Source organism: Serratia sp. TSA_7 (genome assembly GCF_052692135.1).
The window spans coordinates 1,547,217-1,561,047 of record NZ_JBQZFU010000001.1; the positions used below are offsets into that span (position 1 = coordinate 1,547,217).

General features: G+C 55.9%; 12 protein-coding genes and 1 riboswitch. Of the genes, 9 read left to right on the top strand and 3 right to left on the bottom strand.

Annotated elements, in window-relative coordinates; genetic code table 11:
* Positions 1–142: 142 nt before the first annotated feature.
* Positions 143–1,507: an L-serine ammonia-lyase gene (gene sdaA / locus ACUTQW_RS07375; protein WP_006325926.1), complete on the top strand. Its 1,365-nt coding sequence runs from the start codon at positions 143–145 to the stop codon at positions 1,505–1,507.
* Between the two features lie 281 nt (positions 1,508–1,788).
* Entirely contained in the window at positions 1,789–3,405 is a 1,617-nt protein-coding gene (locus ACUTQW_RS07380; protein ID WP_006325928.1) for an EAL domain-containing protein, read from the top strand.
* An 18-nt stretch (positions 3,406–3,423) separates the two neighbouring features.
* Here the strand turns inward: ACUTQW_RS07380 and ACUTQW_RS07385 are convergent, their stop codons facing one another.
* Positions 3,424–4,968, bottom strand: coding sequence for a TerC family protein (locus tag ACUTQW_RS07385; protein WP_004945630.1), 1,545 nt, complete (start codon positions 4,966–4,968; stop codon positions 3,424–3,426).
* Between the two features lie 641 nt (positions 4,969–5,609).
* On the opposite strand from ACUTQW_RS07385, the gene manX reads away from it, so the two are divergent.
* The 5 genes from manX (at position 5,610) to mntP (ending at position 9,794) form a co-directional block, all read left to right on the top strand.
* On the top strand, positions 5,610–6,581 hold the full coding sequence (gene manX / locus ACUTQW_RS07390) for a PTS mannose transporter subunit IIAB (protein ID WP_006325930.1): 972 nt from the start codon (positions 5,610–5,612) through the stop codon (positions 6,579–6,581).
* A 55-nt stretch (positions 6,582–6,636) separates the two neighbouring features.
* The gene (locus ACUTQW_RS07395; protein WP_004945641.1) at positions 6,637–7,437 is read left to right on the top strand and encodes a PTS mannose/fructose/sorbose transporter subunit IIC; all 801 of its coding nucleotides are present in this window, start codon (positions 6,637–6,639) and stop codon (positions 7,435–7,437) included.
* Positions 7,438–7,452: 15 nt separating this feature from the next.
* Complete coding sequence (locus tag ACUTQW_RS07400; RefSeq protein WP_004945644.1) at positions 7,453–8,295, top strand: PTS mannose transporter subunit IID; 843 nt, start codon at positions 7,453–7,455, stop codon at positions 8,293–8,295.
* Between the two features lie 54 nt (positions 8,296–8,349).
* A complete protein-coding gene (locus ACUTQW_RS07405; RefSeq protein ID WP_020439196.1) occupies positions 8,350–8,808 on the top strand; it encodes a DUF986 family protein in 459 nt (152 codons plus the stop codon).
* Between the two features lie 221 nt (positions 8,809–9,029).
* Positions 9,030–9,213, top strand: a riboswitch (yybP-ykoY riboswitch).
* 11 nt (positions 9,214–9,224) lie between these two features.
* Positions 9,225–9,794 (top strand): manganese efflux pump MntP, encoded by a 570-nt coding sequence (gene mntP / locus ACUTQW_RS07410; protein WP_004945650.1) that lies wholly within the window; start codon positions 9,225–9,227, stop codon positions 9,792–9,794.
* A 68-nt stretch (positions 9,795–9,862) separates the two neighbouring features.
* Here the strand turns inward: mntP and ACUTQW_RS07415 are convergent, their stop codons facing one another.
* Positions 9,863–11,248, bottom strand: a complete 1,386-nt coding sequence (locus ACUTQW_RS07415) for an MFS transporter (RefSeq protein WP_020439197.1) — start codon at positions 11,246–11,248, stop codon at positions 9,863–9,865.
* A gap of 129 nt (positions 11,249–11,377) precedes the next feature.
* Between ACUTQW_RS07415 and ACUTQW_RS07420 the strand changes: the two genes are divergently transcribed.
* Positions 11,378–12,115, top strand: coding sequence for an ArsR/SmtB family transcription factor (locus ACUTQW_RS07420; protein WP_064798936.1), 738 nt, complete (start codon positions 11,378–11,380; stop codon positions 12,113–12,115).
* Here the strand turns inward: ACUTQW_RS07420 and rlmA are convergent.
* Positions 12,112–12,930: a 23S rRNA (guanine(745)-N(1))-methyltransferase gene (rlmA, locus tag ACUTQW_RS07425; RefSeq protein WP_064798937.1), complete on the bottom strand. Its 819-nt coding sequence runs from the start codon at positions 12,928–12,930 to the stop codon at positions 12,112–12,114. The two genes, ACUTQW_RS07420 and rlmA, sit on opposite strands and share 4 nt — an antisense overlap.
* Positions 12,931–13,062: 132 nt before the next feature.
* On the opposite strand from rlmA, the gene ACUTQW_RS07430 reads away from it, so the two are divergent.
* Positions 13,063–13,776, top strand: a complete 714-nt coding sequence (locus ACUTQW_RS07430) for a polyphenol oxidase family protein (RefSeq protein ID WP_064798938.1) — start codon at positions 13,063–13,065, stop codon at positions 13,774–13,776.
* The last annotated feature ends 55 nt before the right edge of the window (positions 13,777–13,831 follow it).

The window sequence follows — 13,831 nt, forward strand, 5'->3', positions numbered from 1 at the left end:
AATAAGTAAACCAACACCAAGGATTATTTTATTTCATGCGAAAAAGGCAACCGAATCCGTACGGGCCTTTTACAATATCGCTGTTCCCTGCGCGGTTTTTAACCGATGCAGCCATAACAATATGCCTCTAAGGAGTTTTAGCGTGATTAGCGTTTTCGACATGTTTAAGATCGGCATCGGCCCGTCCAGCTCTCATACGGTTGGACCGATGAAAGCCGGCAAACAGTTTGTCGACGATCTGGTAAATAAAGGCCTGATGCCTTCTATCACGCGTGTAGCTGTAGATGTTTACGGCTCACTCTCATTGACCGGTAAAGGTCACCATACCGATATCGCTATCATCCTCGGCCTGGCGGGCAATATGCCGGATACCGTTGATATCGATAGCATCCCGAGTTTTATTCGCGATGTAGAACAACGTCAACGCCTGATGCTGGCCAGCGGCCTGCATGAAGTCGATTTCCCGCGCGACGGCGGCATGGTTTTCCGCAGCGACAACCTGCCGCTGCACGAAAACGGCATGCAGATCCATGCCTTCGCCGGCGATAAAGAAGTTTACAGCAAGACCTACTACTCTATCGGCGGCGGTTTTATCGTCGATGAAGAGAACTTCGGCAAAGCCGACGAACATGAGCTGACCGTTCCTTACCCGTTCAATTTTGCTCGTGAAATGCTCGATCACTGCCGCGAGACCGGGCTGTCTTTATCTGGCATGGTGATGCAGAACGAACTGGCGCTGCACAGCAAGCAGGAAATCGAAACCTACTTCGGCAACATCTGGCAGACCATGCGCGCCTGTATCGATCGCGGTTTGAACACCGAGGGCGTGCTGCCTGGGCCGCTGCGTGTACCGCGTCGCGCTTCCGCGCTGCGCCGTTTGCTGGTTTCCTCCGATAAGCTGTCCAGCGACCCAATGAACGTTATTGACTGGGTCAATATGTTCGCGCTGGCGGTTAACGAAGAAAACGCCGCCGGCGGCCGCGTGGTCACAGCGCCAACCAACGGCGCTTGCGGCATCGTTCCTGCCGTACTGGCCTACTATGACCACTTTATCGAATCCGTCAGCCCGGACATTTACATCCGCTACTTTATGGCTGCGGGTGCCGTCGGTGCACTCTACAAAATGAACGCTTCCATCTCTGGCGCCGAAGTAGGCTGCCAGGGGGAAGTCGGCGTCGCCTGCTCTATGGCGGCAGCAGGCCTGGCTGAATTGCTGGGTGGCAGCCCGGAGCAAGTTTGCATCGCGGCGGAAATCGGCATGGAGCACAATCTGGGTCTGACCTGTGATCCGGTTGCCGGGCAGGTTCAGGTCCCTTGCATTGAACGTAATGCGATTGCGTCCGTGAAAGCGATCAACTCGGCGCGCATGGCGTTGCGTCGCACCAGTGAACCACGCGTTTCTCTGGATAAGGTGATCGAGACCATGTACGAAACCGGCAAAGATATGAATGCCAAATACCGCGAAACCTCGCGCGGCGGCCTGGCAATAAAAGTGCAGTGCGATTGACCCCACACCCCGCCTTCACGGCGGGGTTTTTCTTTGTATAAGATCTTGATAATCAATTCCCTACTCGTCACAAGTGACGCCGTCACGAAAAAATAATTTTACAATATCTCGTCGATCCACCGGTTAACCTGCAATTTAGCCCTTTGTTTCTCTAAATTTAAATAATTTACTGGGTTACCATCACTCTTGTATAACGACAGGCTAGAATTAGCCGAGTATCATTCCATGGCAATTTGGCCTGACGAGGATTCTTGGCTAGCTTACCGAACAAGGATTTACCGATGTTGATGACCCAACTTGCCGTGACTAAATACCGTTATTACCGTTGGCTGCTGGCCGGGGCGGTTGGGTTGGCTATTCTGTTGCTCTCGCTGTATACCCGTTACTATCAGGAACTCGGCACCATTGAACAAAGCCAACGGGTACTGGCCACCCGTACTGTCGCCAAAATCAACAATCTGCTGGCGCCGGCTGAGCAGCAAGCCAAGCGCTCCATGCCCTTGCTGGAACAATCCTGTGAATCCGTCCTGCCGACACTGCGCTTCCGCGCCGCGCAAAATCAGGCGCTGCGGGCCGTGTTGTTAGTCAACGACGGGGTTATTTACTGTTCCAGCCTGTTCGGTGCACGTAACTATGTTTTCAACGCTATCTTGCCCACTCTGGCAAACGGTAGCACAAAGTTGACCCTGCGCCCTTCTCTTGCCGTCGCCAAAGGGGTGCCGACACTGATCATGTGGACGCAGCAAACCGCCGATAACAACCGTAACGGCGTGCTGCATGTATTCAATATTGAACTGTTGGCCAATTTCCTGCTGGAACCGCAAGAACCCTATGCACAACGGGTGGTGCTGAACGTCGGTGGCAACAGCCTGGAATACGGGCGACGGGAGATCCTGCGCAGCGACTCCCTGACTACCGGCCTTCTCTATACCGCAAAATCAACGCAATACCCCTTCTCCATCTCACTGTTTGGCCCGCAGGCAAGCCTGCTCGCCCTGGCTGCGCTACCGCGCCATATTCCGCTGGCATTGCTGATCAGCCTGCTGGCGGCCTATGTCGTGTACCTGCTCACCGCCAACCGCATGAGCCTGTCCTACCATATTGGCCACGCCATTACCCACCGCGAATTTCGCGTTTACTGCCAGCCGATCATCAACGCGGAAACGGGCCGCTGCATCGGGGTGGAAACCCTGCTGCGCTGGAAAAACAAACGCCAGGGCTGGATCTCGCCGGACGTATTTATTCCCCTCGCTGAGCAACATGGGCTGATCATCGCCCTGACCCGCTACCTGATGGGAACCGTGGTGGAAAACCTGCAGTTGTTCCCGCCACGTCCGTCGTTTTACATCAGCATTAACGTCGCCGCAGAGCATTTCAACGCGGTCACCCTTATCGACGACATTCGGCGCATCTGGCTACCGGCCCAACCGATGCCCTCGTTGATGCTGGAGCTTACCGAACGCACCGCACTGTCTGAAATTCAGTATGAGCAAATCAAGACGCTGAAAGAAATGGGGATCATGCTGGCAATCGATGATTTCGGCACCGGGCACAGTTCGCTCAGTTACCTGAAAAAACTCAGCCCTGACGTGTTGAAAATCGATCGCGGTTTTACCGCCGCCATCGGTACCGATGCGATCAACGCCACCGTCACCGATACCATCATTACTCTGGCGCACAAGTTGAAGCTAAAGCTAGTGGCCGAAGGCGTGGAAACCGAGGAACAGGCCGATTACCTGCGTTCACACGACGTGAACGCGCTGCAAGGCTTCTATTTCGCCAAGCCGATGCCAATCAACGTATTTCCGCTGTGGTTACAGCAGTATGAATCGAAGTTGCGAGCGATGAGTGCGCGTGAGGAGCGGCAGAAAGAAAGGGAAAACAAGCCGGAGGCGTGATGCCCCCGGCTCGTCATGTTACTGCTGTTCCTCGTCGTGAGGCGTCACTTTAGTGATACGCACCAGCTCGATGCGGTACTCCGACACTTCAATAACTTCGAAACGCAGCTGGTTTAGCTCCACCACATCCCCCGCAGCCGGCATCTGGCCGTAATGAGAGAGCAGGAACCCCGCCAGTGTGGCGTAATCCGCCGTCGGACTGACCAAATCTTCGCAGTTCAGCGCCTGTTCCAGCGAGTGCAAGTCGGTGCCGCCCTTCGCCAGCCAGCTTGCGCCTTCCACCACGATATCCGGCGTCTCATCTTCGTCCGGGAATTCGCCGGCGATGGCCTCCAGCACGTCCAACGGCGTTACCAGCCCCTGTACCACGCCAAACTCATTGGTCACCACCACCAGACGCCCCTTGGCACGACGCAATACCGCCAGCAGGTTAATCACGTCCATGGTTTCCGGCACCACTATCGGCGGCGTGCGTGCGGCAAACTCGGCGATATCGTCACCCTGTTCTACCGCCACCAGCAGATCCTTGGCGCGCACCACGCCGATAATCTCATCCAGCGAGTCACGGCAAACCGGGAACAGGCTGTGCGGCGTATCCAGCAATTGCTCGCGCACCTCTTCACGTGAGCGATCGCAATCCACCCACGAGATTTCGGTGCGCGGTGTCATTACGCTGCGCAATGAACGCGAAGCCAGCGTTAACACGCCGCTGATCATATAGCGCTCTTCAGCGGCAAAGGTTTCGTTCACCGGCTGCGGTACGGCTTCATCCGTTTGCTGTGCGCGCTGTTGCCCCATCAGACGCATAATCGCCTCTGCGGTACGCTCGCGCATCGGGCGGTGCGCCTGGTGTTTGATAAAGTTACGGCGGGCAATCTGGTTAAACAGCTCGATCAGGATCGAGAAACCAATCGCGGCGTACAGGTAACCTTTAGGAATATGCATGCCAAAGCCTTCGGCAATCAGGCTCAGGCCGATCATCAGCAAGAAGCTCAGGCACAGCACCACTATGGTCGGATGGGCATTCACGAAGTTGGTCAGCGGTTTTGACGCCACCAGCATCACCACCATGGCGATCACCACCGCGGTCATCATTACCGGCAGGTCGTTCACCATCCCCACGGCGGTAATCACCGCATCAAGCGAGAACACTGCGTCAAGGATCACAATCTGTACCACCACCGCCCAGAACTTGGCGTAGCCACGGTTGGCGCCATCCTGGTGCGTCTGCCCTTCCAGCCGTTCGTGCAGTTCCATAGTGGCTTTGAACAACAGGAAGACACCGCCGAACAGCAGGATCAGATCACGGCCGGAGAAGCTGAAATCCGCCACGCTAAACAGCGGCGTAGTCAGCGTAACCATCCAGGAAATGACCGACAACAAGCCCAGACGCATAAACAGCGCCAGCGACAGGCCGAGTATGCGCGCTTTATCGCGCTGCTTCGGCGGCAGCTTATCGGCCAGAATGGCGATAAACACCAGGTTGTCGATACCCAGTACAATTTCCAATACCACCAGTGTAAGTAACCCAGCCCAAATCGAGGGGTCCATTAAAAATTCCATATCAGACTCCGGAAAAAAGACAGGATTGCCGAGCGTGGCTCAGGCGTGACGATGCTGACGCAGTGGGCACACAGACAACAACAGCAAGATAACGGGATTGCAGTACCGGGGGATGGCCGAACGGCCGTGTGACTTGTGTTACGCCAGCAGGTGGCGGGTGGAACCTTGAAAAACAGTAACTTCGGTGACAGTCCATAGGGTGGGCTGAGGCCCTTCACTCCTAAATATGAAAGAGCAAATACTCTAGCAGGAATTTTTTTTACGGCAAAGAAGCTTTTTTACCTTCAGCATCGTCTTGTAACAGCTCTGTTGTTTAATTATGCAAATGCCGGATTAAGAGTTATCTGAGCGCTCAATAACAGAGCAATGTCACAAAATTTATTTTTTCACTCACTAAAATAAATGACGCCAATGTGAATTAACGCGCACAGGCTTTTGAAACTGCGCGAGAAATGTTAAGCCCGCGTTTCTAATTTTCTACCATAATGTATCTGAACCTGTATCTGAACCGCGGAAGTGACTGCCAGGAAGGAAATCAAGAACGACACAATCCGTGCATATACCCTATGGCTTTCAGGTTACAGCCAACAACGCTGCGACTTGAAAGATGACGGGTATGAAGTTTAATGAGGAGGTAGCGAGTGGCAATAGCTATTATCATCGGCACACACGGGACCGCAGCGGAACAATTGCTGAAGACGACGGAAATGCTATTGGGCGAGCAAGATAACGTCGCTTTTATAGACTTCGTCCCCGGTGAAAACGCCGAAACGTTAATCGAGAAATATAACCTGAAAATCAGCGAGCTAGACACCAGCGGTGGTGTCTTGTTTCTGGTGGACACCTGGGGCGGCAGCCCATTCAACGCGGCCAGCCGCATTGCCGTCGATAAAGAAAACCATGAGGTCGTCACCGGGGTTAACATTCCCATGCTGGTGGAAACGTTCATGGCGCGGGACGATAACCCAGGCTTCGACGAATTGGTCGCACTGGCGTTGGAAACCGGCCGTGAAGGCGTAAAAGCGCTGAAAAAACCGGAAGAAGAGAGTGTTAAGCCCGCGGCGCCACAAAGTTCCCCTGCCGCCAAACCCACCGTACCGCAAACCCCGCTTGGCCCCAATGACCATATGAAGATCGGCCTGGCGCGCATCGATGACCGTCTGATTCACGGCCAGGTTGCCACCCGTTGGACCAAGGAAACCAACGTCAGCCGCATCATCGTGATCAGCGACGAAGTTGCCGCCGATCACGTTCGCAAAACCTTACTGACCCAAGTGGCCCCGCCGGGCGTGACCGCGCACGTGGTCGACGTGGCGAAAGCCATCCGCGTATGGAACAACCCGAAATACGCCGGTGACCGCGTGATGCTGCTGTTCACGAATCCGACCGATGTTTGGCGTCTGGTCGAAGCCGGCGTGGATATCACATCGGTGAATATAGGCGGTATGGCGTTTCGCCAGGGGAAAACCCAGGTCAACAACGCCGTGTCGGTCGACGAAAAAGACATCGAAGCGTTTAAGAAATTAAACGATCGCGGTATCGAACTGGAAGTTCGCAAAGTCTCGTCCGACAGCCGGTTAAAAATGATGGACCTGATTAACAAACTCAATTAATGGCGCAAGCCAATAATTATTTTACTCAGAGCTCTTTGGTCATAGGAGAAGTGCAATGGAGATCACCACTCTTCAGATTGTGCTGATATTTATCGTTGCCTGTATCGCCGGGATGGGATCCGTTCTCGACGAGTTCCAGTTCCACCGTCCGCTGGTCGCCTGTACCCTGATTGGCTTTATTCTCGGTGATATGAAAACCGGCATCATCATCGGCGGTACGCTGGAGATGATCGCCCTGGGCTGGATGAATATCGGTGCCGCGGTCGCGCCAGATGCGGCGTTGGCTTCCATCATTTCCACCATTCTGGTTATTGCCGGCGGCCAGAGCGTCGGTGCCGGTATCGCGCTGGCCATACCGCTGGCGGCGGCCGGGCAAGTGCTGACCATCATAGTGCGTACGCTGACCGTGGCCTTCCAGCACGCGGCAGACAGCGCAGCGGAACGCGGCAGTTTGCGCGCCATCACCTGGATCCACATCTCCGCCCTGCTGTTGCAGGCGATGCGTATCGCCATCCCGGCGGTCATCGTGGCCATCTCGGTGGGCACCGCAGGCGTTCACGCTCTGCTTAACTCGATCCCGGAAGTCGTCACCAGCGGTCTGAACATCGCCGGCGGGATGATTGTGGTGGTCGGTTACGCCATGGTGATCAACATGATGCGCGCCGGTTACCTGATGCCCTTCTTCTACCTCGGCTTCGTTACCGCCGCCTTCACCAACTTTAACCTGGTGGCGCTCGGCGTCATCGGCGTGGTGATGGCCGTGCTTTATATCCAGCTCAGTCCGAAATACAACAAGTCCCAGGTTGTACAGGCTGGTCCGGCTAATGCCAACGATCTCGATAACGAACTCGATTAGGAATAGGTGAGAGACATGGTTGATACAACAGCTCAAAAGAAACTCACGCCGGCCGATATTCGCGGTGTGTTCCTGCGCTCGAACCTGTTCCAGGGCTCATGGAACTTCGAACGCATGCAGGCGCTGGGTTTTTGCTTCTCTATGGTGCCGGTGATCCGCCGCCTGTACCCGGAAAATAACGACGACCGCAAGCAGGCAATCAAACGTCACCTTGAATTCTTCAACACCCACCCTTACGTGGCGGCGCCGGTGCTTGGCGTTACCATGGCGATGGAAGAACAACGTGCCAACGGCGCACCGATCGACGATGCGGCCATCAACGGCATCAAGGTCGGTTTGATGGGGCCACTGGCCGGCGTGGGCGACCCGATCTTCTGGGGCACCGTACGGCCGGTATTCGCCGCGCTCGGCGCCGGTATTGCCATGAGCGGCAGCCTGCTTGGCCCTATTTTGTTCTTTGTCTTGTTCAACCTGGTGCGCCTGCTGACCCGCTATTACGGCGTGGCCTACGGTTACCGCAAAGGGGTGGATATCGTTAATGACATGGGCGGCGGCTTCCTGCAAAAACTGACGGAAGGCGCGTCCATTCTTGGCCTGTTTGTGATGGGAGCATTGGTTAACAAGTGGACGCACGTGAATATCCCGCTGGTGGTGTCGAAGATCACCGATCAGACCGGGCATACCACTGTGACCACGGTGCAAACCATTCTCGATCAGTTGATGCCGGGTCTGGTGCCGCTGCTGCTGACCTTCGGCTGTATGTGGCTGTTGCGCAGAAAAGTGAATGCGCTGTGGATTATCATCGGCTTCTTCGCCATCGGCATCTTCGGTTACTGGATTGGTCTGCTGGGCCTGTAAAGCTAGTCGCAGCCGGGGGGAAACCCCCGGTTTTTTTATTTGTGGAGTTGAACGATGTCACTGACCGATGGCGTATTACTGATTTTTACCGCGCTGATGCTGCTGTATGCGATTTACGACGAATTCGGCATGAACCTGCTGAAGGGCAAAACGCGGCTTAAAGTGCAGCTAAAACGCCGCAACCGGATCGACTGCCTGATTTTTGTCGGCCTGATTGCCATTTTGATTTACCGAAACGTCACCACCAACGGCGCAATATTGACCACTTATCTGCTTATTTCTTTAGCGCTGATCGCCATCTACATTTCTTATATTCGCTGGCCCAAGATACTGTTTAAAACACAGGGTTTCTTTTATGCCAACACCTTCATTGAATATAACCGCATTAAAGCCATGAATTTATCTGAAGATGGCATCCTGGTCATCGACCTGGAAAAGCGCCGGTTACTCATTCAGGTTACACAATTAGACGACCTGGAGAAGATTTATCACTTTTTCGTTGAAAATCAATGAATAAATAAGAATTCAAGTTTCACCCCTGTCGATAACACGCGCTGTATATGGATAATTAATCAACAACCCCAGCGCTTATCCGTTTATTATTTACGCAACATTGTTGCATCAGCCTACATTATATTCCCTCTTGCAATTCTTTAATGAAAACAATTCTCAATTCCAAAAAGAATATTCTCAATTAATTAAGGTTGTCGTCGTCAGAAATATTATGGTATGGTTGCGCCGTCATTGGGGAGTAGCCGGTTTCTGGGCAATAAAACGCCAGAAACGCCCGTATCAACATACTCGTTTCGGACTCTGAAACGTGGTGCGGGCAGCCAGGTAAGGTTGGCGAGACCATAGACACGTAACTCCGTCGTATGGTTGGGGGTGGGTTACGTGTATATGGAGCCGCCCGGCCGAGGCTATTTAACATGAATCTTTCCGCTACACTCATTCTCGCTTTTGGCATGTCTATGGATGCGTTCGCCGCGTCTATCGGCAAAGGTGCCAGCCTGCATCAACCCCGTTTTCGTGAAGCCCTGCGCACCGGACTCATCTTCGGCGTGGTCGAAGCCATTACGCCGATCATCGGCTGGGCAATTGGCCTGTTCGCCAGCCAATACATCATGGAGTGGGATCACTGGGTAGCCTTCTCGCTGCTGTTTATTCTCGGTACGCGCATGATTGTCGAAGGCATCAGAAACCGACCGGACGAAGTGGAAAAAGTGAAGCGCCACGGCTTCTGGCTATTGGTGGCCACCGCTATCGCCACCAGCCTTGATGCCATGGCGATCGGCGTTGGCCTGGCTTTCCTGCAGGTCAATATTGTGCATACCGCCATGGCCATCGGCATGGCCACCATGATTATGGCAACGCTGGGTATGATGATTGGCCGCTTTATCGGGCCGCTGTTGGGGAAACGCGCAGAGATCATCGGCGGCGTGGTGTTGATCGGTATCGGCATCAATATTCTGCTGGAGCATTTGGGCTACCTCGCCTGATTGTCCCTGAACGCAAAAAACCTGCCAATGGCAGGTTTTTTCGTTTCTGGCATAAGCATTCACCTTAGCTACCGCCCGGTCGCTTGCCGGCCTCCTGCACGCGCGGCAAACCTGATCGCCAATCCCCATAGAACAGCCGTGAGCAACGACAGGCCTATCGCGCCGCACACGGCGAACTGGATCCCCTTTTCCAGCGGATGAAATGCCGTCATTAGCGCGCCGAAAATCGCCACGCCAAACGCGGAGCCGCTTTGCCTGCCGGCATTAAGCACGCCGGCGGCAATGCCCGCCCGTTCACTCGCGACCTCATTCAACAATGCCGCCGTGGCCGCAGGCGTAATGATCCCGGCCGCCAGGCCAAGCAAGGGGAAACACAACGCAATACGCCAGTAAGGCGGGCTTTCGGCCAGCGCCAGCAAGCCACCGAAGCCCAGCGCATACAGCAGCAAACTGCAATAAACTACCCGCCCCGCACCAAACGCCTGAACCAGACGACCGCAAAGAAAGCTACCCAGCGTGACCATAATGGTCAGGGGAAGAAATGCCAGGCCGGACTGCAGCGGCGACCAGCCACGTACCTCTTGAAAATAAAGATTCAGCAGAAAGAACGCCCCGTAAAATACCCACGCAGAAACCAGCGAAACCCATGCCGAGGCGGAAAAAACCGCGCTGCGGAAAAGCGCCGGCGGCAGCATCGGCTGCCGGCTTCGTCGCTCTATCGCAACAAACATCAGCCAGCTCAAGGCAGCCACGGCGATACCGCCCAACACCCAGCCGGAGTGCCAACCAAGCCGCGCACCCTCAATCAACACCGCCACCGAAGTGGCTAACGCCACAATCACCGTCCCCTGCCCGGCGTAGTCCATCTGGCGCAAGGAGAGTGACGGGCGAACGGCCGCAATACGCAGCGTCAGCCCGATTCCCAACGCAATCACCGGGATATTGATCCAAAACAGGCTACGCCAGCCCAGCAATTGGATCAGCACGCCGCCGGCCAGCGGCCCCGCCGCCATCGCCACGCCGCCGCATCCGGCCCATACGCCAATGGCACCCGCCCGCTGTTTCGCCTCGGGGAAGGCCGCGTTAATCAGCGTTAAGGAACTGGGCACCAGCAAAGCGGCCCCAACGCCTTGCAATATTCTGGCGGCGACCAGTACGGGTAATGCCCCCGCCAGCCCGCAAAGGGCAGAAGCGCAGGCAAAGATCGCCAACCCGGCAAGGTAGACTTGCCGTCCCCCTAACCTGTCGCCCAGCGTCCCGCCACTGAGCAACAGGCTGGCGAACGCCAACGTATAAGCGTTCACTACCCACTGCAGACCGCTAAGCCCGGTACCCAGATCGGCGGCGATCGGCGGCAAGGCGACGTTAACGATCGACGTATCCAGGATGACGATGACATAGCTGAGGCTGGTCGCCATCAGTACTCGTTTTTGTTGTTTATTCAAGCTTGCCACTCGTTGCGAACCCAGATTGATGAAACAGGCATTGACTATAAGCCGCTCTTAGCCTGGAATACTTCGAAGCATATCGAAGTGTGCCTTGAGCGATGAAAACATCGCCTGCTATCGATAAAGGAGAAACTCGTGGGCCAACATAATATTGCATCCGTTGCGCATCTGATCGCCGAACCGGTGCGGGCGGTGATGTTGATCACGCTGGCCGACGGCAACGCGCTATCAGCCAGTGCGCTTGCAGAGGCGGCAGGCGTCACCCCGCAAACCGCCAGCTCGCATCTGGCAAAGTTGTTGGACGGCGGCTTGCTTAGCGTCGAACAGATTGGGCGCTATCGCTACTATCGTCTCTCGGGGCCGCACGTCTCGCATCTGCTGGAAAGTCTGGCGTCGATCGGGCCGGTAACGCCGGCCTGGCGCAATACGCCCAACCGTTCAGCGCGTGAGATGCGTTTCGCGCGCTGTTGTTATGATCATCTGGCCGGGAAAGTCGGCGTAGCCGTAACGCGCAGCCTGCTGAAACAAGGGCTAATCGTCGAAAATGGCGCATGCGAATATGTGCTGACGCCGGCCGGTGCCAATTGGTTACAGGCGTTGGGCGCTGAGGCGGCCGCAGTAGAGCCAGAGGGGGTTGGCAAAGGCCGCCAATGTTTGGACTGGACCGAGCGGCAATATCACCTCGCCGGGCCGCTGGCGGCTTATCTGCTGGACGCGTTTTGCCATTGGGGCTGGTTGCAGCGCTTGCCGGCAACCCGGGCGCTCAAGGTTACCCCACGGGGCTGGACGGCATTGAAAACGCACCTCGCCGTTGAGCGCGCAGATCTGGAGGACGATGCGGTCAATGGCGAAGCGGCATATCCGCTGGTTTAATCGGCTTGGCGACGGTACAGGCCTATAACGAAATCCGTTTCACAGGCGAATGCTTCGCTGGCACTCAGGCGCTGTTGCACCTCTGAAGAAGCCCGCCAGGCGAAAGGCGTCATCTGCAGCAGGTTGGCCGCCTGCTCGCCCGGCAGCGTCATCGGGTACGCCAGTGCCTCGAGCCGCTCGCAGTCAAAGCCCGTCAGTTGCTCATCGGATTCCGCGTGCAGTTGCACCTGCTGATAAACCTGTTCTTTCAATTGATACAGATGGCGCGGGCCAGGCGATACCGTCACTACGACGCCGCCGGGTTTGACCACCCGCGCCAGCTCTTCGGCTTTGCACGGCGCGTAAATGCGCAGGATCGCGTCCAAAGAACGGTCGGCAAAGGGTAAACGGTGGCTGGACGCCACGCAGAATGACACCGCAGGGTAACGCTTGGCCGCATAGCGGATCGCCACTTTGGCAACATCCAGCCCATAAACGGTGATGTCGCGCGGCGCCAATCGTGCCGCCACTTCAGCGGTGTAATAACCTTCGCCACAGCCAATATCCAGCAGCGCCTGCGCCTCGCCACCCAGCGCCTGTTCGAGCAGTTCCGCCACCCGTTGCTGCAACGGTCGATAAAATCCGGCATCGAGAAAAGCGCGCCGCGCCTGCATCATTTCCGTGCTGTCTCCCGGCTGCTTCGAGCGTTTATGCTGCACAGGCAGCAGATTGACATAGCCCTCTTTGGCGCAGTCAAACTGATGATTGGCATCGCAACGCCATTGCAAGTGAGAAAGAACAAGCGGCTGGTGACACAGAGGGCACTGATAAGACATGGTTGGATTCCAGAGAGATACGGCGCAGGTAGTCTAAAGAAGGCTTCTGCACGATGCAAGGCAGGCCTAGCCAACGGGTAAAAAAGCTGGCTACACTGACGATATGTTTTCTGACGCAGGCAAAGACGTTATATGACCGACTACTCCCCGCTTCTCAGCACCGTTCCGGCCATTCAGCACGGTTTCGGCCACAAAAGTGCCCTGCTGCCCGGCCATCTGCAACCCTATCGCACCACGCTGCCGGAAAAAAAACAGGTGCACGGTACTCGCATCGTCGACATTCATCATGCGGCCCAAATTTGCGGTGAAGCCGACGGTTTTTACACCACCCAACCCGGCATTCTGCTCAGCGTATTGACGGCAGACTGTCTGCCGGTCATTTTCAGCCGCAATGACGGCTCGGCCATTGCGGCCGTGCATGCCGGTTGGCGCGGCTTGCTGGATGGCATTCTTGAGCAATTGGCGGCGCGAATCAGCCGCGATGACTCAACGGCAAACTGGGTGGCTGCCATCGGCCCGGCTGCCGGCCCGTGCTGTTATGAGGTGAACGAGGAGCTGGTGACGCGCTTTAAACAGCAGTTGCCGCTGCCTGCCGCCTTGATCAGTCCAAGCTATCGCCATCTGGATCTGGCCGCCATCGCCGAATACAAACTCAGCGAGCTGGGGTTTGCCGCCGTTGATCGCGCCGGGAGTTGCACCATCTGCACGCCGAATACCGACTCGCGGCACCCGCAGCGCTTTAAATACACCAGCTACCGCCGCAACAGCCACCGGCGTGAGCAGGATCCTGGGCACCCAGGCATTACCGGCCGCAATCAGTACGCGGGGATTATCATCGCCGGCTGAGCGCAGACACGAAAAAGCCCGCACGAAGGCGGGCTTTTTGTACAGCTGACGCTGA